Genomic DNA, 19,520 nt, shown 5'->3' with positions numbered 1-19,520 from the left:
GGTGGTGGTGAACAACATGAGGAAACGAATTCCTGATTTTGAAGAGGAATTAGAAGTTGAGCGAGTAGAAGAAAAAGAAAGTTTACCGCCGCGTAGTGAAATTCATAGAAATAAAGAGAAAAAACAAAAGTTTAAAATAAATCATATTTTCGTCCGGGTTTTAACATTTCTATTCATTCTGCTGCCGATTAGTATTTTGTGGTATACGGATAAATATATTCAGGTGAAGGGCGATAGTAATAATGCCGGGAAAAGTGCGTTTGAAGTAATCTTCTTTGATTCAGCTAAATCTGAGTCGCAGAAACAGTCTGAAAAAGCGATAACGCATACTGTGAAAGAGGGAGAAACTTTAGAAAGTATAGCGAAGCAATATTTTTCAGATGAAAATGGGGTTGAAGTAATTAAAAAGTATAATAACTTGCAAGAAGATGAAGTGAGTGCAGGTCAAGAATTAAAAATTCCGATAAAAGATAAGTCCACAAAGCAAGAGAGCTAGTGAATTAGGCGAACGCAGTTTGTTATAAAAGCCTAGGGTTATCTTTATGATGAGGGGAGTAAAAAATATGATATGGATTATATTATTCAGTACTCTCATAGGAATGGGGATTTTATTACTTCTTGTGATGTATAAAGAAGCGATGCGTAATACAGTGTTGGAACATACTTTAGTATTTAAAGAATTTCCGAAAAGTTTTCAAAAAGTAAATGTGTTTTTTATTTCTGATATTCATAGAAGAGTCATTTCGAATTTGTTAATTGAACAAGTAAAAGGAAAAGTAGATCTCGTAATTATCGGAGGAGATTTAGCCGAGAAAGGAGTCTCTTTATCAAAAATCTCTGCCAATATTCAAAAGTTAAGAGAGATAGCTCCTGTATATTTTGTGTGGGGAAACAATGATTATGAGATAGAATATCATGAATTAGATGCTTTATTATTAGAAAATAACGTAAAAGTTTTAGATAATACAAGAGTGGTATTTGAGTCTGAATTAGGCGAGAAAATTTGTTTGCTCGGTATAGATGATGTTGGATTGCACCGTGATCGTTTAGATTTGGCATTGGCGGATTGTAAAGAAGATGGTTTTCGTATCTTAGTTAGTCACAACCCTGATATAATAAAAAAGATGTCTGGAAATGAACAGATTTCACTTGTATTAAGTGGACATACGCATGGAGGACAAATCCGATTATTCCCATCTAAAAAATATTTAAAAGGTGGCGTATATAACCATTTGAATACGATTCTCTTTGTTAGTAATGGGTACGGAACAACATTGATACCACTTCGTTTCCGAGCGCCTGCTCAAACACATATTATTACATTGTGCGGAGGGAAATGATGCCAACTCTTAGTGGAAAATATAATATAAAAGCTGTTTCAAATATAATTGGAGTTCAGCCGAGTACGCTTCGCGCATGGGAAAGACGATATCAAATTATTTCCCCAAAGCGGAATCAAGCTGGGCATCGTTTATATACAGAAGAGCATATTCAAATTTTAAAATGGTTAATGGAAAAAGTTTCTTCCGGTATGATGATTGGACAAGCAGTTCAGTTATTAGAAGAGAATCGTTTGCAGAGTACAGTTCAAAAAGAGATACATTTCGATAAAGAAGTTGTTTTAGTGGACGATTTGCTACAAGCTTTGTTAAAATTTGATGAAATTACAATTGCTGCATTATTAAACGAAGCTTTTAGTATATATTCAACAGAAAAGGTTGTTGCCAGTATCGTTCTTCGAGTGACAGACAAATTATTAACGTCAAAAAATAATAATGAGATTTCAATGGTGCAATTTCAATATGCACTATCATTTTTACAAACGCGTCTAGGGATGGTGTATCACAATGCCTCAATGTTTTCTTCTTTACACAAAGTTATTGTGTTAGAAAAGAATGCATTGAAAGGATTTATTTTTTCAACTTATTTACGCTTAAAAGGATATGAGGCGATATATATTAGGACAAGCTTAGCTGAAGATGGTATGTTGTCAGCGGTAGAGGAAATACAGCCGAAATATGTATTTGTATCTTTTGCTGACGAACTAGAAATGAAAAAGACGATGAACTTTATAAATGTATTACAAGAAAAAAGGGAATCTCTTTCTGTTGGATTTATCGGAAAGCTAGGCGTTCTAAACCAGTTGGACATTGAAACAATCTTAATTGGTGATACGAAAGAAGAATGGGATGAATGGTTAAAAATGTCGGAATAGTTGTTCGAAAAGAACCATCTATTTTCTATTTCATATAATAAAAATTAGATGCATTGGTTACGTAGGGAGGGTATGAGATGAGGCTGGAACGATTAAATTACAATAAGATAAAAATTTTTCTAACATTTGATGATTTATCTGAACGAGGATTAACGAAAGAAGATTTATGGAGAAATGCGCCGAAAGTACAGCAATTATTTCGTGATATGATGCAAGAAGCAAATAAGGAATTAGGATTTGAAGCAGATGGTCCGATTGCAGTTGAAGTGTTTTCTCTACAAGCACAAGGGATGGTTGTAATTGTAACGAAAGAAAATCAAGAAATTGATACGGATGATGAGTTCCGTGACGAGTTTATTGAAATGCAAGTGACTCTAGATGAAAGTGAACATATATTATATGAGTTTGCTACGCTAGATGACATAATTAACCTGTCGAATCGCTTATATAACCTTGGTGTAACTGGCGGAAAGCTATATACGTGGGATGAGCGCTTCTATCTTTGGGTGGAAGAAGAGGAACAAATTCAATTGTTAAAAGCGGATTTTATAGCTATTTTAGCGGAATACGGCAATCCGTCTACAGCAACTATTTATCGCATCATGGAGTACGGTAAAGAATTAATGGATTTTAAAGCAATAGAACAAATACACAATTACTTTGTGAAAAAACAAAACCTCAGCTAATACAACATAGCTGAGGTTTTGTTTTTATTTGGATAAGGGAAGGGATGATAGTAAATACGCGAACATACTTTTTGAAAATAAAATATGCAGTTTTATGGGAGCGTCGCTGAGGAAAATAAAAAATATTTAAATATTTAAGTATTTTACTTTTCTAAAAGTAATAAAAGGACTATAATAATAGTGAAAACGCTTGCAACAGAAAATAGTTTGTATATATTTGTTAGCGTTTTCTATTGCATTCCAAATTTAAGGGTGTATACTAGGCAATGAAGGTTTACTAAACAAGTGAAATTACAGGGGGTTTACTTACTATGGTAGCCGAAAAGGGAACTCAAACAAAAACACAACAACAAAGGGAACAACATTTTGAACTATTGAATTCAACACAAATTGTTATTAGTGAAGCGTTAGAAAAATTGGGTTATCCAAACGAAGTATATGAATTATTAAAAGAACCAATTCGTATGATGACAGTGAAAATACCAGTTCGTATGGATGACGGGACTGTTAAAATATTTACAGGATATCGTGCACAACATAATGATGCTGTTGGTCCAACGAAAGGTGGAATTCGCTTCCATCCGAATGTAACAGAAAATGAAGTGAAAGCACTTTCAATCTGGATGAGTTTAAAATGTGGTATTGTTGATTTACCATATGGTGGAGGTAAGGGTGGAATTATCTGTGATCCACGTGAAATGTCATTCCGTGAGTTAGAAAGATTAAGCCGCGGTTATGTACGAGCAATTAGCCAAATCGTAGGTCCGACGAAAGATATTCCAGCTCCAGATGTATTCACAAACTCTCAAATTATGGCATGGATGATGGATGAGTATAGCCGTATTGATGAATTTAATTCACCAGGATTTATTACAGGTAAACCGCTTGTATTAGGTGGATCACATGGACGTGAAACAGCAACTGCGAAAGGTGTAACAATTTGTATTCGCGAAGCTGCGAAAAAACGTGGCATTGATATTAAGGGTGCACGCGTTGTTGTTCAAGGGTTCGGTAATGCTGGTAGCTTCTTAGCTAAATTTATGCATGATGCAGGTGCGAAAGTTATTGCAATCTCAGATGCTTACGGCGCTTTACATGATCCAAACGGATTAGATATTGATTATTTATTAGACCGTCGTGATAGCTTCGGTACAGTAACAAAGCTATTTAACAATACAATTTCAAACAAAGAATTGTTAGAGCTTGATTGCGATATTTTAGTTCCAGCTGCAATTGAGAACCAAATTACAGAAGAAAATGCTAATGATATTAAAGCGAAAATCGTTGTTGAAGCTGCAAATGGTCCAACAACATTAGAAGCGACTAAAATTTTAACAGATCGCGGAATTTTACTTGTTCCAGACGTATTAGCAAGTGCTGGTGGTGTAACGGTATCTTACTTTGAGTGGGTACAAAATAACCAAGGTTACTACTGGACTGAAGAAGAAGTAGAACAACGTTTAGAAAAAGTAATGGTAAAATCATTTGATTCTATTTATGAAACAGCACAAGTTCGTAAAGTGAACATGCGCTTAGCGGCGTACATGATTGGTGTTCGTAAAATGGCTGAAGCAAGCCGCTTCAGAGGTTGGGTATAAAATATTATATCTTGAGAAAACGTGATTTCCTTTCGAGGGAATCACGTTTTTTTGTTGAAGTATTAAATGAGGTGTTGTATATGGAGAATGAAATGCTGGAACGAGTAGAACAATTAGAAGAAAAGGTTAAGAGGTTAGAGGGAGAACTTGCAAGAACGGTGAAAGCTCGAAAAATAAGTACTGTTCGGATATTCGGGGAAGGGCTACTGTTTTTGATATTTGGTATGGTTGTAGTAGGGCCGATTATTGCCGGTGTAATCTCAATTTTTACTTGGCTTGCTGAAAAATAAAATAAAAATAAAAAGAACGCTTGTTCTATGCGAACAAACGTGCTATACTCTCCTTAGATAAACAAAACGGAAATGATTTTAAGGAGAGATAAATGATGAAAATGACAGTAGACCAAAGATTTATGATGCCAGCAGATGTTGTAGAGCGAGTGGAAGTATTACGAAACAAACAAAGCAAGCGTGGCACATTATTACAATCGGTAAACAAATTTTTCGGTTTAGATACGAAAGAAGATTGTGTTTGGTTTTACGGTTTTTATGGAGTGGCTGTAAGTATCTTGTTGTTTATGGTGTTCACTTCAAATATTTTCGATTTTCTCTTCGCGTAAGAAATATGCGATAAGGACATTGCTACCGAATACATATATAAGGAAGTAAGGTAATCTTCTAGAGCGGGAGTTGGTAGCAATGGCGATGTTTCCTATAGAGCGCAACTATATAGGATATGGAAGTTCACGACCGGGGATTCCTCTAACTAAAGTGAGATTTATTGTAAGTCATGATACGGGGAATCCTGGAAGCAATGCGATAGGAAATCGAGATTACTTTAATGAATTACAACCGAAAGCTTCGGCGCATACATTTATAGATGATAAAACAATATTGGAGATTATTCCTATAAATGAAGTTGCATATCATGTTCGATATGGTGTGCCGACGGATAATGACTTATACGGCTATGACGCGAATAAGGCGGCCATTGGAGTGGAACTTTGTTATGGCGGTGATGTTAACTTTTGGGAAGCATATAATCGTTTTACATGGTATCATGCGTATTTATGCCAAAATTTTGGCTTAAATCCGAAAAAAGATATCGTGTCACATAAAACGCTTGATCCAGCTAGAAAGATTGATCCTGAGAATGTATTAGGGAAACAAGGTATTAAATTTCAGCAGTTTTTAGCAGATGTCTATCGGATGTACGTTTCGTTTAGATGACAAATATATGAAAAATGAATACAATAAAGATAGGTGCCTACTGCTGTAAGTAGGTTTTTTCTTGTTTTTATAAATAGTGTATTGGTAGAAGACTAGGAGTGGACGAGTATGCAGAAAGAAACAGTTATTATAATCGGAGGCGGTCCGTGCGGATTAGCGGCAGCGATTTCGTTGCAAAAGGTAGGGATAAATCCGTTAGTAATTGAAAAAGGAAACATTGTAAATGCCATTTATAATTATCCAACTCATCAAACATTTTTCTCTTCTAGTGAAAAATTAGAAATTGGTGATGTAGCTTTTATTACAGAAAATCGTAAGCCAGTTCGAAATCAAGCGCTTGCGTATTATCGTGAAGTAGTAAAACGTAAATCTGTACGTGTAAATGCTTTTGAGCGAGTGGAGAAAGTTCAAAACGATGGAGAAGTTTTTCAGGTTGAGACGACAAAGCGTGACGGAAGTAAAGAAATATATATAGCGAAATATATTGTTGTAGCAACTGGATATTATGATAATCCAAATTATATGAATGTTCCAGGTGAGGAATTGAAGAAAGTAGCTCACTATTTTAAAGAGGGGCATCCTTATTTTGATCGAGATGTAGTAGTTATAGGTGGGAAAAACTCGAGTGTAGATGCCGCGTTAGAACTTGTTAAAGCTGGTGCGCGTGTAACGGTACTGTATCGTGGAAGTGAGTATTCATCAAGCATAAAGCCTTGGATTTTGCCGGAATTTGAGGCGTTAGTACGAAACGACACAATTCAAATGCATTTCGGGGCTCATGTGAAAGAAATTACTGAGCATACATTAACGTTTACAGTTGATGGTGAAGATTTTACAATCCAAAATGATTTTGTATTTGCGATGACTGGTTATCATCCTGATCATAGCTTCTTAACAAAGATGGGTGTTAAGATTGATGAAGAAACAGGACGTCCAATTTATACAGAGGATAGAATGGAAACGAATGCTGAAAATATTTTCATTGCAGGTGTCATAGCTGCTGGAAATAATGCAAATGAAATATTTATCGAGAACGGTAGATTTCATGGAGATGCGATTGCACAAACTATTGCATCAAGAGAAAAATAAAAAGGAGCTGTCGGGAAAACCTCGACAGCTCCTTTTTATTCGTGCATAAACATATTTTGAATGGATTCATGAGAATTTGTATTCTCTAATGCGACAAGTAATTTAATGCGTGCTTTTTGTGCATTTAAGCCGTATGTGAATACAATGCCCATATCTTTTAAGTGTTTACCGCCACCTTCATACGAATATACGTCTTGAACGATACCGTTGAAACAGCGAGAAACTAATACGACAGGAATACCTTTATTTAATAATCGTTCTAGACTAGGAAGTGTTCTTGGAGGTAGATTACCTTGTCCAAGCGCTTCGATAACAATACCGTCTACAGGAAGATTTTCGATTGCTGCTAATAATGTATCATCCATGCCGGCATATGCTTTTAGAACAACTACATTTTTAGATACTTTGTTTATCGTATATGTTTCGTGATGTACTAAAGCGTGATGGAAGACAACACCGCGTTTTGTTACCATTCCAATTGGTCCATATTGTGGGCTTTGGAATGTTGCGACATTACTTGTATGTGTTTTCGTTACATTTGTAGCGCAATGAATTTCGTCGTTTAATACGACTAAAACACCTTTTTCTGCAGCTTCATCACAACTAGCAACTTTTACAGCTGATAAGAAGTTATATAGACCATCAGCACCTAACTCATTGCTAGAGCGCATTGCACCTGTCACAACAATCGGAATGGTTGCTTGTACTGTTAAATCTAAGAAATAAGCTGTTTCTTCTAATGTATCCGTACCATGCGTAATGACTACGCCATGAATGTTGTCTTGTTTTACTCTTTCATCAATGATGACTTGTAATTGTAACATTTCGCTCGGTGTCATATGAGGAGATGGTAGATGGAACACATCTTCAACGATTAAATCAACATCGCCTTCTAAATCAGGAATGAATTTTAAAAGAGGATTTTTTTCACCTGGTTGTACGACCCCAGTTTCTTTATCTTCCTCCATTGCAATTGTTCCACCTGTGTGTAAAACTAGGATTCTTTTCAATGCTTATACCCCTTTCAAGTAAAAAAATACATTTAGAACATAACATGTTTTGAGTAAATTCGACAATGGAAATGTATAAAAGTATGTCTCGAAAATGACAATAAAATTAACTGCTATATGTACGATGTATAAAATCACGAAACGAAATGTGCAAATATAGTATAGGAGGGGGCAATTATGTTGAAAAAGATGGAGAGAATTTTTATTCGTATATTAATAATACAATTCATTTGTCTTTCTGTTGTACAATTGTTATTTATACATAAGTCATCAGTGAAATATTTATCTAAAATTGTTTATTACGAAGGTGTCATGGTAAAAAATAAAGCAGAAATCTTGCAGGTGAATAGGTAGTTTTCATTTTCTTCTATGAAGGATTATGCTACAATAATTGAGGATTTAATGACGTGAAGCAAATGAGAAGAAGCAGGGTGAACACCTGCTTTTCGTTTTGTTTTATAAGTGAAAAAATGAGGTGTTACAATGGATAAACGAATTTCAATTGCTATAGATGGTCCAGCAGCTGCTGGGAAAAGTACAGTGGCAAAAGTTGTTGCGAAGGAACTTTCTTACATTTATATTGATACAGGCGCGATGTACCGTACGCTTACATATGCAGCCCTTGAACAAAAAGTAGATATTGAAAATGAAGAACAGTTAATGGAAGTTGTAAAGAATGTAAATATTGAATTTCAGCAAGGAGAAAATACGCAGCTTGTATTTTTGAATGGACAAGATGTTTCTGAAGTAATCCGTACACCTGATGTGACGAATCGAGTATCTATTGTAGCGAAGCATCGCCTTGTTCGTGAAGAAATGGTACGTCGTCAGCAAGAGTTAGCGAAAAAAGGCGGTGTTGTAATGGACGGCCGTGATATTGGTACACATGTATTACCGGATGCTGAAGTGAAAATCTTTATGCTTGCTTCTGTTGAAGAAAGAGCGGAAAGAAGGCATTTAGAAAATTTAAATAAAGGTTTCGATTCTAATTTAGAGCAGCTAAAAGAAGAAATTGCTCAGCGTGATAAATTAGATTCAGAACGCGAAGTTTCTCCACTAAAAAAGGCTGATGATGCATTGGAATTAGATACGACTTCTTTATCAATTGAAGAAGTTGTCCAAAAAATTATGAGTATTGTTTCAGGAGTGTTTGCGAAATAAAGAAAGGGGATAATCCTCTTTCTTTTTTTGTTGAAATAGAAATGTAAAGGATACGTGAATTGTGAGTCTCTTTCCTTGACAAATGAGCTGATTTGTAAGAAGTTAGTTAAAGAGGAATAAAACTGTCAGAATATATTCGCTATTATATTTCAAAACATACTTTTTTCAAGCTGGTTTTGCTGTATACTATTTATATAGGTTTAATATATTTTCTTGTGAATGGTATTGAAAAAGAGTATGTGATGAGAAATTCTTAAACATGCAAATGAAAACTTTGTTTTCATTTCGTATATACATAAAAAAATGCTTTGTCAATTCTGTAGGGAGGTATTTCCATGGTAGAGAAAATGAATGAAGAAGTTATGGATTCAAAAGAATTACAAGTTGGTGACGTTGTTACAGGTTCTGTAACGAAAGTTGAAGAGAAACAAGTGCTTGTAAATGTTGGATACAAAACAGATGGCGTAATTCCAATTAGTGAATTAGCTAACGTTCATATTGAAAAAGCAAGCGATGTTGTAGAATTAGATCAAACACTAGAGTTGAAAATTATTAAATTAGAAGAAGATGATCTTGTCTTATCTAAACGTGCTGTTGATGCAGAAAAAGCATGGGTAGAATTACAAGAGAAATTTACTTCTGGTCATGTATTTGATGTTACTGTAAAAGATATTGTGAATGGCGGATTAGTTGTGGACCTTGGTGTTCGCGGTTTTATTCCAGCTTCACTTGTAGAAGTACATTATGTAGAAGACTTTACTGACTATAAAGGTAAAACATTAGCGGTGAAAATTGTTGAATTAGACCGTGAAAAAAATCGTGTAATCCTTTCGCATAAAGCGGTAGTAGAATTAGAACTAGATTCTAAGAAAAAAGAAGCAATTTCTTCATTAAAAGAAGGTGACGTTGTTGAAGGAACAGTGCAACGATTAACTGACTTTGGTGCATTCGTTAACGTTGGTGGCGTGGACGGTTTAGTTCACATTTCACAAATTTCACACGAACGTGTAGAGCAACCTTCTGAAGTATTAGAGCAAGGTCAAAAGGTGAAGGTAAAGGTTTTATCTGTTGATGCTGATACACAACGTATTTCTTTATCAATTAAAGCGGCTCAACCAGGACCTTGGGAAAACGTTGCTGGCGAAATAAAAGCTGGAGATATTCGTGAGGGAGTAGTAAAACGCCTTGTTACATTTGGTGCATTCGTTGAGATTTTACCTGGCGTTGAAGGACTTGTACACGTATCTCAAATTGCAAATCGTCACGTGAAAAACCCGAATGAAGTATTGGAAATGGGACAAGAAGTAAAAGTGAAAGTACTTGAAGTTCACGTAGCAGAGAAACGTATTTCTTTAAGTATAAAAGAAGCGCTTGAGGAAAATAATGTAATTGAAGATTATAGTCAGTATGAGCCAAATGCTGATTCTGCTACTTTCCAATTAAGTGATATTATTGGTGAACAACTGAAAAAATTAAAGAAATAATGAGGGGTACAAGTGGTAAGGGCAAAACGTAAATTAGATCATATTGAATACGCTCTTTCTACTGGTCAGTCTCGTACGCATGGCTTTCATGATATTGATTTTGTGCATCAAAGCTTGCCAAATTCAAATTATGACACAATAACATGTGAAACAAAAATCGGCGAACTTTCACTAAGTTCGCCGATTTTTATCAATGCGATGACTGGTGGTGGAGGAGAGAAAACGTTACATATTAATGAGCAATTAGCATATGTAGCGAAACAGCATAACCTTGCTATGGCTGTAGGGTCGCAAATGGCGGCGTTAAAAGATGAAAGTGAGGCTGCTTCTTATAAGGTGATTAGAAAGGTAAACCCGAATGGTATTTTCTTTGCTAATTTAGGTAGTGAGGCAACTATCGAGCAGGCAGAGCGTGCCGTTGATATGATTGAAGCGAATGCATTGCAAATTCATTTAAATGTCATACAAGAGTTAACGATGCCAGAAGGAGACCGTGACTTTACTGGTGTACTTCAGCGCATAGAGAAAATTGTTTTAAATAGTAAAGTTCCTGTCATTGTAAAAGAAGTTGGATTTGGGATGAGCAAGGAAACAATGCAACAGTTAGCGAACGTAGGTGTAACGGCAATTGATATTGGTGGGCAAGGTGGTACGAATTTTGCTGCTGTTGAAAATGAAAGAAGACAGCGAATGCTTTCTTATTTTAATAACTGGGGCATACAAACAGCAACCTCGATTATTGAAGCAACCTCTACAAATAATAACCTCTCTTTTATTGCATCAGGGGGTATACAGACAGCGCTTGACGTAGCGAAAGCAATCGCATTAGGGGCGAATACAACTGCGTTTGCTGGTTACTTTTTACGTATTTTAATGCAAGATGGTATCGAGAAATTAGTGGATGAAATTGAACTTCTACATACAGATTTGAAATTTATTATGACAGCTCTTGGTGCGAAGACGATAGAAGAGTTGCAATCTGTACCTCTTGTTGTAAAAGGTGAAACATATCATTGGTTAATGCAGCGTGGTATTGATACTGCGCATTATAGTAGGAGATAAAAAATCAACCGTTCGGTTGATTTTTTTGTTTTGTTTTCTTTCTCGTAATATAAAATGGAATTGGTATTTTCTAAAGGAAATAGGTGGAGGTAAAAAGAAGTGATAGGAGGATATAGTACACAAAATATTATTTCGATATAAATAAAAATCATTAAAATGATTATGTAAAAGACGGTTTCGTACAATATCGAAACCGTCTTTTTGTATTCATTAGTGCTGGTTTTGTTTTCGAGCCTGCTCTGGTGTATCAAGTCCAGTTGCACCTGGATATTGTAGTGATTGATCACGATCAGATTCAACGCGGCGTGATTCTCGTAGTTTTCGTTCTTGGCGATCTTTACCCATAATGAATAACACCTCCTTGTTAAAAGTGTTGCTGTTATAAGAAAAAACTATGCGTAAATAAAATGGATTAACTTTCATAAAAAATTCCCATAATGGAAAACATAGGAGGTGAAGTAGATGGATGGAAGTACTTTTTATTTTATAGCTTGGATAGGGTGGGTTGTCGTAACCTTTTTTATGAAAAAGGACCATATTCGGTGGAAGTTAGGCGCTTGTATATTGATGTTTATAATTTGCTCTCCGTTACATGTAACGATCGCCTCATTCATGGTATCAGTAAATGCTCTTTTACTTTGTATTATTTCTTTTATAGGGATCGCGCTGTATTCTGTTTGGAAAAAATTATATAGCTTACTTTCGGCACTTATTATTGCGATGTTATATACAAGTTTTCATCTGTTAGAGATATATGATCCGATTTGGATTGTGGTGGATAGAGTGTTTCTGCTAAGTAGTGCTCTTGTGTATGCATCGGTGTTATTGCATGGGGATCGCATATTACGATTATGTTCCCTATATGTAGGGATGTTACAAGGAGAGTTGCTAGTGACATTTATTTTTCGGAAATTGAATTTTCCATATGATTACGGTAGTTTAGCATTTTTTGATATCGTCGCCGTTTCTACATTATTCATGGCAGTATTGTTTTGGATTGCAAAAGCATCAGTATACATGGAACAGTTTAAGAGAAAAACACGTAAAAGAAAGGCGAGGGTAATACATGACTGAATATACACCAGCCATTTTATGCGGCGTAATAGCGGGGACAGTTACAAGGGTGTTAATGCTTCGGACGGATACACGGCAATATCCGACGAGGCTACATGGAAAGATTATTCATATTGCAATGGGGTTAATTGCAGCAGCTTTAGGAGCGATTGCAATCCCATCTATTTTGAAAAAAGATTTTTCTGCCATTACATTTCTTACGTTAGCAGCGACACAATTTCGTGATGTACGTAATATGGAAAGAAATACACTTCAACAATTAGATGGATATGAGCTCGTACCGCGTGGAAATACGTACATTGAAGGGATTGCATTGGTTTTTGAAAGTCGCAACTATTTGGCGATGTTAACGTCGTTTGCAACGACGTTTGCGTATATAGGGTTCCGTTCATGGATTGCTGGAGTAATTATGGCTATAATCGCATTTTTTATTGCGAAAAAATTAATGTCTGGTAGAAGACTCCATGACCTTGTAGATATTGAGCATGTTCCGCTGCGTTTTGAAGGAGCAGGGCTTTATATCGATAATATTTATATTATGAATATTGGATTGCCGGTGAGGCAAGAAGAGATTATGAAATATGGCATGGGGTTTATATTAAAACCGAAATCAATTGATGCGATGGTGACAATCTCAAATTTAGGGCAACGGCAAGCTATTTTACACGATGTTTCGGTGGCGTTAGGCATTTATAGAGATTCTGGTACACCAGCGCTTGTACCGTTAGCAAAGCGTGATTTAGAGGATGGCAGGGTTGGGATTTTTGTCTTACCGCAAGATCAAGATGCAGAGAAAGCAATAAGTGTCATAGGAAATGTACCAACGTTAGAAAGTGCTGTCCATATGTCATCGGAAGCCCCGAAAGGAAGGGGAGATAAGAGATGATGTTAGAAAGCGTTATCCTGGCAGTTATTACAACAGCGCCAGAAAAATTTGCAGGTGGTGCTCCTTTATTTGTTTGTGAGTCGATGGAGGAACTAGAATTTGTTGCAAATAATTTAGAGGCAATTTTAGATGGTATTGCGCATCGCTTACAAGAGAATGTATATATTATTGTGAAACATTAGGAACGTGTGTTATAATGTGAGGTGTTTTGATACGTTGAGAAATATTCTGGAATGCAAATCCCTTCTTGCACAAAGAAGGGTTTTTTACATAATAAACAGAAGCAAGTTGAAAGGATGAAAGTATATGCCGAAACCAGTAATAGCAATAGTAGGCCGCCCGAACGTAGGAAAATCTACTATTTTCAATAGAATAGTTGGAGAAAGAGTTTCAATCGTAGAAGATATCCCAGGTATAACTCGAGACCGTATTTATAGTGCGGGAGAATGGTTAAATCATGAGTTTAACATTATTGATACAGGTGGAATTGATATTGGAGACGAGCCGTTCTTGACACAAATTCGTCAACAGGCGGAAGTTGCGATTGATGAAGCAGATGTTATCATTTTTATGACGAATGGTCGCGATGGTGTAACTGCAGCGGATGAAGAAGTTGCTAAAATTTTGTATCGTTCTAAAAAACCAATTGTACTTGCGGTAAATAAAGTTGATAATCCAGAAATGCGTAGTGATATTTATGATTTTTATTCATTAGGATTTGGCGAGCCATTCCCGATTTCAGGTACACACGGTTTAGGACTTGGTGATTTGTTAGATGAAGCTGCAAATCATTTTCCAAAGATTGAAGAAGAAGCGTATGACGATGAAACAATCCGTTTCTCTTTAATTGGACGTCCAAACGTAGGGAAATCATCGCTTGTAAATGCACTTCTTGGTCAAGAACGTGTAATTGTAAGTAATATCGCAGGAACGACGCGTGATGCTGTCGATACACCATATAGTAAAGATGATCAAGATTATGTAATCATCGATACAGCTGGTATGCGTAAAAAAGGAAAAGTATATGAAAGTACAGAAAAGTATAGTGTACTTCGTGCACTTAGAGCGATTGAACGTTCTGACGTTGTTTTAGTTGTTTTAGACGGAGAAGAAGGAATTATTGAGCAAGATAAAAAAATCGCTGGATATGCTCATGATTCAGGACGAGCTGTTATTATCGTTGTAAACAAATGGGATGCAGTGAAAAAAGATGAAAAAACAATGAAAGCATTTGAAGAAAACATTCGTGCTCATTTCCAATTCTTGGATTATGCACCGATTGTATTCTTATCTGCAAAAACGAAAAAACGTACACAAACGTTATTACCGGTTATCAATGAGGTAAATGAAAGCCATAGTATCCGTGTACAAACAAACGTATTAAACGATGTAATTATGGATGCGGTAGCAATGAATCCAACACCGACTCATAATGGTAGCCGTCTGAAAATCTTCTATGCAACACAGGTTGCGGTAAAACCACCGACATTTGTTGTGTTTGTAAACGATACAGAATTAATGCACTTTTCATATGAGCGCTTCTTAAAGAATCGTTTACGTGAAGCGTTCGGTTTTGTAGGAACGCCGATTCACATTATTGCTCGAGCAAGAGACTAATGGAGAGGATGTGATTTTATGACAAAAATCACAGTAGTAGGAGCAGGTAGCTGGGGAACAGCGTTAGCGATGGTATTAGCTGACAATGGACATGATGTACGTATTTGGGGAAATCGCTCAGAACTTATGGATGAAATGAATACGAAACATGAGAATAGTCGATATCTCCCAGGCATTACATTGCCAAGCACAATCGTAGCCTACTCTTCTTTAGAAGAAGCATTAGTAGATGTAAATACAGTACTGCTAGTAGTACCGACGAAAGCGTACAGAGATGTATTACAAGAGATGAAAGAAATTGTTACAGAACCGATTACTTGGATTCATGCGAGTAAAGGGATTGAACCTGGTACGTCAAAACGTATTTCGGAAGTAATCGAGGAAGAAATTCCAGAGAACTTAATTAAAGATGTTGTTGTATTGTCTGGACCGAGTCATGCTGAAGAAGTTGGTTTACGACAAGCGACAACAGTTACGTCTGCAGCAAAGCGTATGGAAGCGGCTGAGGAAGTACAAGATTTATTCATGAATAGTTATTTCCGTGTATACACAAATCCAGATATCGTTGGAGTTGAACTTGGTGGTGCGTTAAAAAATATTATCGCATTAGCTGCTGGTATAACTGATGGTCTTGGATTAGGTGATAATGCAAAAGCGGCATTGATGACACGTGGTTTAACAGAGATTGCTCGTTTAGGAAGAAAAATGGGCGGGAATCCGTTAACGTTTGCTGGTCTAACTGGTATGGGAGACTTAATTGTAACTTGTACAAGTGTTCATAGCCGAAATTGGCGCGCTGGAAATATGCTTGGAAAAGGACATTCTTTAGAAGAAGTGTTAGAAAGCATGGGTATGGTTGTGGAAGGTGTAAGAACAACGAAAGCTGCTCATGAATTGGCAGAGAAAATGGAAGTTGAAATGCCGATTACAGCTGCTTTATATGACGTGCTGTTCAATGGGAATAACGTAAAAGATGCGGTAGGCTCATTAATGGGACGTGTTCGAAAACATGAAGTGGAAGCTATACCTGACTTACTGTAAAGAAAAGCGACAGAAGTACATTTGTACTTCTGTCGCTTTTTTATTTTATGGGTCTTTTCACCATTTATTTATTTTTGCATAGGATGAAGAGTAACTTGAGGAGAGGGTGAAAAGAATGGATAATAACATTTTTAATAATATTGAGAAGGAAGCGAAAGTAAATAAAGAGGATATTTTTAAATTAGCATCATCCGTGCAAAATGCGAATTTACGTGATGAAACTGTACTTCGTCAATTGATTCATCAAGTGGCTCTTATGGCGGGACGTGAAGTGCCGAAAGAGCAAGAGGATCAAATTGTAAAAGCGATTATTAATAATAATATGCCAGCAGATTTTGGCTCGTTAAGCAAAATGTTTAAAAAATAAATTATGAGAAACAAAGAGTTTGTAGATTGCATATGATAGCCATGAAAGAATGGGAATAGAGCTGTTTTTGGGCATATTTGGTCAACCGAAGCGAGAGATACAATCGCTTCGGTTTTATTTTTATCTAGATTGGTGGAAGATGCTGAAAAACCTATTGATTAAAGTTACATATTCGCGATTTGTAGTAAAATGTTCTTTTTTTATTTGTTTAAAGATTTTAATTTGTTAAAATAGTATAAAAATAGATTAATAAAAAGGGGTGTGTATATGTCAGAAGGGCTTATGAAAATGTGGTTGGCTTTAGGGGCAATTGGATTTATGTTTTTTGCAGTAAGTTTTATTTTATTAAGTAGACATAAAATAAAGAATAAATTTTTGAAAGGGATTACAGCGTTAGTAGCGTACACCCTTATGGTTGTGTCAGGAATTGTTATTTTTCTTGTTGTATTTAGTGGACCTGTACAGCAGTAAATGGAATGGTCTCGAAAATACTACATACGGAGCAAGTTATATTAGTATGAAAAGGTGATGCTAGTGAAAAAAGTCCATATTATTTTAATATTTTGTTGTATGAGCCTTTTAACGGGGTGTCTGTATCCGAAAGAAAATATGAAGCAAAATGCGGTTCCTTATGAAGATCAGCTACAAGTTGTTCAAAAAGCTGTTGTGACATTTAAGAAGCAAAATGATGGGATATTGCCAATTAAGACGAGGGATATGAGTACACCTATTTATCAAAAGTATCCAATCGATTTTCAACAGATTGCTCCGCGTTACATACAAGAAGCGCCAGGGAATGCATATGAAAGTGGAGGAGTATATCAATACGTATTAATAGACGTTGAAACAAATCCAACAGTAAAGTTAATTGATGTTAGGATGGCTGAACAAATTCAGGAATTATCTTTAAAACTTAGGATGTATCGTGATGAACATCAATATCCACCTTTTAAAAAAGTAATTTCAGATGGTGTATATGAATTGGATTTCAAAAAACTAGGATATAAAGATGTGCCACAAGTGACAAGTCCATATTCTGGTAAAGGGCTTCCTTTTGTAATTAATGAAAAAGGAGAAGTTTTTGTTGATTATAGAATCGACTTATATGACGCTTTGAAAAAAAATGAAGGGCAGTTTACGGAGGGAGAAGATATTCGAAATATACTTTCGAAAGGTTCCCCGTTTGTACCAGCTTATTCTTTACCGTACACAGTAAAGAACGGAGAACCAATTTTTTTAAAATCATAAGTCATGAACCTTTCTTTTAGTGAATAAGTTCTAGAAGAAAGGTTTTTTATGTTATACAACTTACGATGCAAACAAAAGATATTTTTTAATAGTCATATGAAATTGGACAAAATTATATGATATATTGTCCGAACTTCTAGAATACCATTATATTATATCAGATATTATAGGCAACGTTAGAGAAGGTATTAGTTGACTATAAACGCGGAATTATTCCCAAAAATTTTGAGGGAGGGAATCACTTGGAAAAGGTAGATATTTTTAAAGATATTGCAGAACGAACAGGCGGTGATATTTATTTTGGAGTTGTAGGAGCTGTTCGAACAGGGAAATCAACATTCATTAAAAAATTTATGGAACTTGTAGTTATTCCAAATATTGAGAATGAGTCTGACCGTCAAAGAGCGCAGGATGAATTGCCTCAAAGTGCTGCTGGTCGTACAATTATGACGACGGAACCGAAGTTTGTTCCAAACCAAGCGGTTTCTATCGAAGTAGATGAAGGACTTGAAGTGAACATTCGATTAGTAGATTGTGTTGGATATACGGTTCCAGGAGCGAAGGGCTATGAAGATGAGAATGGCCCGCGCATGATTAATACCCCTTGGTATGAAGAACCTATTCCATTCCATGAAGCTGCAGAAATCGGCACGCGTAAAGTAATTCAAGAACATTCAACAATTGGTGTTGTAATTACAACAGATGGAACGATTGGTGAAATTCCAAGAAGAGATTATATAGAGGCAGAAGAACGCGTTGTAAATGAGTTGAAAGAAGTAGGAAAACCTTTCATTATGATAATTAATACGGTACAGCCGTATCATCCAGATACAGAGCAATTACGCCAAAGTTTATCAGAAGAATATGATATCCCGGTTATTGCAATGAGTGTGGAGAGTTTAAGAGAAACAGATGTATATAATGTACTTCGTGAAGCGCTATTTGAATTCCCTGTATTAGAAGTGAATGTGAACCTTCCGAGCTGGGTAATGGTGCTAAATGAAGGGCATTGGTTGCGTCAAAGTTATCAAGAAGCAGTTCAAGAAACTGTGAAGGATATAAAACGTCTTCGTGATGTGGATCGCGTTGTTTGGCAGTTTAGTCAATATGAATTTATTGATCGGGCGAGCCTAGCTGGCATTGATATGGGGCAAGGTGTGGCGGAGATTGATTTATATGCGCCAGATGAATTATATGATCAGATTTTAAAAGAAGTAGTAGGAGTAGAAATTCGAGGGAAAGATCATTTATTGAAGCTTATGCTCGATTTATCTCATGCGAAAATAGAATACGACCAAGTGGCAGATGCACTGCGTATGGTTAAGCAAACAGGATATGGTGTAGCAGCCCCTGCACTAGCGGATATGAGCTTAGATGAGCCAGAAATTATTCGTCACGGTTCAAGGTTTGGTGTGAAGTTAAAAGCGGTAGCGCCATCTATTCATATGATTAAAGTAGATGTAGAGTCAACGTTTGAGCCGATCATTGGTACTGAAAAGCAAAGTGAAGAATTAGTTCGTTATTTAATGCAAGATTTTGAAGATGACCCGTTATCAATTTGGAATTCTGATATCTTTGGACGTTCGCTTAGCTCGATTGTTCGAGAAGGAATTCAGGCGAAATTATCATTAATGCCAGAAAATGCTAGATATAAATTAAAAGAAACGTTAGAAAGAATTATTAATGAAGGATCTGGCGGATTAATTGCGATTATACTATAAGAAAAATCCCTCTCACTGTAGAGGGATTTTTT

The 19,520-nt window shown here is 36.0% G+C and carries 24 protein-coding genes; 22 read left to right on the top strand and 2 right to left on the bottom strand.

Annotation, left to right across the window (positions count from 1 at the left end; genetic code table 11):
• Positions 1–16: 16 nt before the first annotated feature.
• The 9 genes from DN400_RS15405 (at position 17) to DN400_RS15365 (ending at position 6,817) form a co-directional block, all read left to right on the top strand.
• On the top strand, positions 17–496 hold the full coding sequence (locus tag DN400_RS15405; protein WP_001231555.1) for a LysM peptidoglycan-binding domain-containing protein: 480 nt from the start codon (positions 17–19) through the stop codon (positions 494–496).
• Positions 497–563: 67 nt separating this feature from the next.
• Complete coding sequence (locus tag DN400_RS15400; protein WP_000637796.1) at positions 564–1,340, top strand: metallophosphoesterase; 777 nt, start codon at positions 564–566, stop codon at positions 1,338–1,340.
• Positions 1,340–2,215, top strand: a complete 876-nt coding sequence (locus DN400_RS15395; protein WP_139213199.1) for a MerR family transcriptional regulator — start codon at positions 1,340–1,342, stop codon at positions 2,213–2,215. Before DN400_RS15400 ends, DN400_RS15395 begins: the two co-directional genes overlap by 1 nt.
• Before the next feature lie 77 nt (positions 2,216–2,292).
• Entirely contained in the window at positions 2,293–2,901 is a 609-nt protein-coding gene (locus DN400_RS15390; protein ID WP_147801735.1) for a genetic competence negative regulator, read from the top strand.
• Positions 2,902–3,212: 311 nt separating this feature from the next.
• A complete protein-coding gene (gene gudB, locus DN400_RS15385; protein WP_000225172.1) occupies positions 3,213–4,499 on the top strand; it encodes an NAD-specific glutamate dehydrogenase in 1,287 nt (428 codons plus the stop codon).
• Positions 4,500–4,579: 80 nt separating this feature from the next.
• Positions 4,580–4,789, top strand: coding sequence for a hypothetical protein (locus DN400_RS15380; protein ID WP_147801734.1), 210 nt, complete (start codon positions 4,580–4,582; stop codon positions 4,787–4,789).
• Between the two features lie 92 nt (positions 4,790–4,881).
• Entirely contained in the window at positions 4,882–5,118 is a 237-nt protein-coding gene (locus DN400_RS15375) for a DUF3961 domain-containing protein (RefSeq protein ID WP_001983018.1), read from the top strand.
• A 79-nt stretch (positions 5,119–5,197) separates the two neighbouring features.
• On the top strand, positions 5,198–5,728 hold the full coding sequence (locus tag DN400_RS15370) for a peptidoglycan recognition protein family protein (protein WP_001240655.1): 531 nt from the start codon (positions 5,198–5,200) through the stop codon (positions 5,726–5,728).
• Positions 5,729–5,836: 108 nt separating this feature from the next.
• On the top strand, positions 5,837–6,817 hold the full coding sequence (locus tag DN400_RS15365) for a YpdA family putative bacillithiol disulfide reductase (protein WP_001168519.1): 981 nt from the start codon (positions 5,837–5,839) through the stop codon (positions 6,815–6,817).
• 35 nt (positions 6,818–6,852) lie between these two features.
• Here the strand turns inward: DN400_RS15365 and ansA are convergent, their stop codons facing one another.
• On the bottom strand, positions 6,853–7,827 hold the full coding sequence (ansA, locus tag DN400_RS15360) for an asparaginase (protein ID WP_000822009.1): 975 nt from the start codon (positions 7,825–7,827) through the stop codon (positions 6,853–6,855).
• A 180-nt stretch (positions 7,828–8,007) separates the two neighbouring features.
• Between ansA and DN400_RS29485 the strand changes: the two genes are divergently transcribed.
• The 4 genes from DN400_RS29485 to DN400_RS15345 all read left to right on the top strand — a co-directional run bounded on the left by DN400_RS29485 (position 8,008) and on the right by DN400_RS15345 (position 11,534).
• The gene (locus DN400_RS29485; protein WP_023521499.1) at positions 8,008–8,181 is read left to right on the top strand and encodes a YpfB family protein; all 174 of its coding nucleotides are present in this window, start codon (positions 8,008–8,010) and stop codon (positions 8,179–8,181) included.
• A 129-nt stretch (positions 8,182–8,310) separates the two neighbouring features.
• Positions 8,311–8,988, top strand: a complete 678-nt coding sequence (gene cmk, locus DN400_RS15355; RefSeq protein ID WP_147801733.1) for a (d)CMP kinase — start codon at positions 8,311–8,313, stop codon at positions 8,986–8,988.
• Between the two features lie 335 nt (positions 8,989–9,323).
• Complete coding sequence (gene rpsA / locus DN400_RS15350) at positions 9,324–10,472, top strand: 30S ribosomal protein S1 (protein WP_000229558.1); 1,149 nt, start codon at positions 9,324–9,326, stop codon at positions 10,470–10,472.
• A gap of 12 nt (positions 10,473–10,484) precedes the next feature.
• Positions 10,485–11,534: a type 2 isopentenyl-diphosphate Delta-isomerase gene (locus DN400_RS15345; RefSeq protein WP_000251041.1), complete on the top strand. Its 1,050-nt coding sequence runs from the start codon at positions 10,485–10,487 to the stop codon at positions 11,532–11,534.
• Positions 11,535–11,744: 210 nt separating this feature from the next.
• Here the strand turns inward: DN400_RS15345 and DN400_RS15340 are convergent, their stop codons facing one another.
• Positions 11,745–11,879: a YpzI family protein gene (locus DN400_RS15340; protein WP_000513900.1), complete on the bottom strand. Its 135-nt coding sequence runs from the start codon at positions 11,877–11,879 to the stop codon at positions 11,745–11,747.
• Positions 11,880–11,996: 117 nt separating this feature from the next.
• Between DN400_RS15340 and DN400_RS15335 the strand changes: the two genes are divergently transcribed.
• The 9 genes from DN400_RS15335 to spoIVA all read left to right on the top strand — a co-directional run bounded on the left by DN400_RS15335 (position 11,997) and on the right by spoIVA (position 19,488).
• The gene (locus DN400_RS15335; protein ID WP_147801732.1) at positions 11,997–12,608 is read left to right on the top strand and encodes a YphA family membrane protein; all 612 of its coding nucleotides are present in this window, start codon (positions 11,997–11,999) and stop codon (positions 12,606–12,608) included.
• Positions 12,601–13,494, top strand: coding sequence for a YIEGIA family protein (locus DN400_RS15330; RefSeq protein WP_000141599.1), 894 nt, complete (start codon positions 12,601–12,603; stop codon positions 13,492–13,494). The genes DN400_RS15335 and DN400_RS15330 overlap by 8 nt, the downstream gene beginning before the upstream one ends.
• Entirely contained in the window at positions 13,491–13,676 is a 186-nt protein-coding gene (locus DN400_RS15325; protein WP_000979048.1) for a capping complex subunit for YIEGIA, read from the top strand. The genes DN400_RS15330 and DN400_RS15325 overlap by 4 nt, the downstream gene beginning before the upstream one ends.
• A 124-nt stretch (positions 13,677–13,800) precedes the next feature.
• Complete coding sequence (gene der / locus DN400_RS15320) at positions 13,801–15,111, top strand: ribosome biogenesis GTPase Der (protein ID WP_001125890.1); 1,311 nt, start codon at positions 13,801–13,803, stop codon at positions 15,109–15,111.
• An 18-nt stretch (positions 15,112–15,129) separates the two neighbouring features.
• Positions 15,130–16,152, top strand: coding sequence for an NAD(P)H-dependent glycerol-3-phosphate dehydrogenase (locus DN400_RS15315; RefSeq protein WP_000161783.1), 1,023 nt, complete (start codon positions 15,130–15,132; stop codon positions 16,150–16,152).
• 115 nt (positions 16,153–16,267) lie between these two features.
• Positions 16,268–16,519 (top strand): stage VI sporulation protein F, encoded by a 252-nt coding sequence (locus tag DN400_RS15310; protein ID WP_000369753.1) that lies wholly within the window; start codon positions 16,268–16,270, stop codon positions 16,517–16,519.
• A gap of 267 nt (positions 16,520–16,786) precedes the next feature.
• Complete coding sequence (locus DN400_RS15305; protein ID WP_001289005.1) at positions 16,787–16,990, top strand: DUF2768 domain-containing protein; 204 nt, start codon at positions 16,787–16,789, stop codon at positions 16,988–16,990.
• Positions 16,991–17,053: 63 nt separating this feature from the next.
• Positions 17,054–17,767, top strand: coding sequence for a hypothetical protein (locus DN400_RS15300; protein WP_000755482.1), 714 nt, complete (start codon positions 17,054–17,056; stop codon positions 17,765–17,767).
• Between the two features lie 242 nt (positions 17,768–18,009).
• Positions 18,010–19,488 (top strand): stage IV sporulation protein A, encoded by a 1,479-nt coding sequence (gene spoIVA, locus DN400_RS15295; protein WP_000416519.1) that lies wholly within the window; start codon positions 18,010–18,012, stop codon positions 19,486–19,488.
• Positions 19,489–19,520: the final 32 nt, after the last annotated feature.

The sequence above is a fragment of the Bacillus sp. AR8-1 genome (assembly GCF_008042345.1).
GTDB lineage: Bacteria > Bacillota > Bacilli > Bacillales > Bacillaceae_G > Bacillus_A > Bacillus_A cereus.
This window is presented reverse-complemented; position numbering and strand designations above follow the sequence as displayed.

What these genes read in the sequence shown, in the direction of transcription:
- DN400_RS15395 (WP_139213199.1), top strand. Translation starts at nt 1,340, where the DNA reads ATGCCAACTCTTAGTGGAAAATATAATATAAAAGCTGTTTCAAATATA.
- DN400_RS15400 (WP_000637796.1), top strand. Translation starts at nt 564, where the DNA reads ATGATATGGATTATATTATTCAGTACTCTCATAGGAATGGGGATTTTA.
- DN400_RS15305 (WP_001289005.1), top strand. Translation starts at nt 16,787, where the DNA reads ATGTCAGAAGGGCTTATGAAAATGTGGTTGGCTTTAGGGGCAATTGGA.
- DN400_RS15365 (WP_001168519.1), top strand. Translation starts at nt 5,837, where the DNA reads ATGCAGAAAGAAACAGTTATTATAATCGGAGGCGGTCCGTGCGGATTA.
- der (WP_001125890.1), top strand. Translation starts at nt 13,801, where the DNA reads ATGCCGAAACCAGTAATAGCAATAGTAGGCCGCCCGAACGTAGGAAAA.
- DN400_RS15310 (WP_000369753.1), top strand. Translation starts at nt 16,268, where the DNA reads ATGGATAATAACATTTTTAATAATATTGAGAAGGAAGCGAAAGTAAAT.
- DN400_RS15375 (WP_001983018.1), top strand. Translation starts at nt 4,882, where the DNA reads ATGATGAAAATGACAGTAGACCAAAGATTTATGATGCCAGCAGATGTT.
- gudB (WP_000225172.1), top strand. Translation starts at nt 3,213, where the DNA reads ATGGTAGCCGAAAAGGGAACTCAAACAAAAACACAACAACAAAGGGAA.
- DN400_RS15405 (WP_001231555.1), top strand. Translation starts at nt 17, where the DNA reads ATGAGGAAACGAATTCCTGATTTTGAAGAGGAATTAGAAGTTGAGCGA.
- DN400_RS15370 (WP_001240655.1), top strand. Translation starts at nt 5,198, where the DNA reads ATGGCGATGTTTCCTATAGAGCGCAACTATATAGGATATGGAAGTTCA.
- DN400_RS15380 (WP_147801734.1), top strand. Translation starts at nt 4,580, where the DNA reads ATGGAGAATGAAATGCTGGAACGAGTAGAACAATTAGAAGAAAAGGTT.
- cmk (WP_147801733.1), top strand. Translation starts at nt 8,311, where the DNA reads ATGGATAAACGAATTTCAATTGCTATAGATGGTCCAGCAGCTGCTGGG.
- DN400_RS15330 (WP_000141599.1), top strand. Translation starts at nt 12,601, where the DNA reads ATGACTGAATATACACCAGCCATTTTATGCGGCGTAATAGCGGGGACA.
- DN400_RS15325 (WP_000979048.1), top strand. Translation starts at nt 13,491, where the DNA reads ATGATGTTAGAAAGCGTTATCCTGGCAGTTATTACAACAGCGCCAGAA.
- DN400_RS15315 (WP_000161783.1), top strand. Translation starts at nt 15,130, where the DNA reads ATGACAAAAATCACAGTAGTAGGAGCAGGTAGCTGGGGAACAGCGTTA.
- DN400_RS15340 (WP_000513900.1), bottom strand. Translation starts at nt 11,879, where the DNA reads ATGGGTAAAGATCGCCAAGAACGAAAACTACGAGAATCACGCCGCGTT.
- DN400_RS15335 (WP_147801732.1), top strand. Translation starts at nt 11,997, where the DNA reads ATGGATGGAAGTACTTTTTATTTTATAGCTTGGATAGGGTGGGTTGTC.
- rpsA (WP_000229558.1), top strand. Translation starts at nt 9,324, where the DNA reads ATGGTAGAGAAAATGAATGAAGAAGTTATGGATTCAAAAGAATTACAA.
- DN400_RS15390 (WP_147801735.1), top strand. Translation starts at nt 2,293, where the DNA reads ATGAGGCTGGAACGATTAAATTACAATAAGATAAAAATTTTTCTAACA.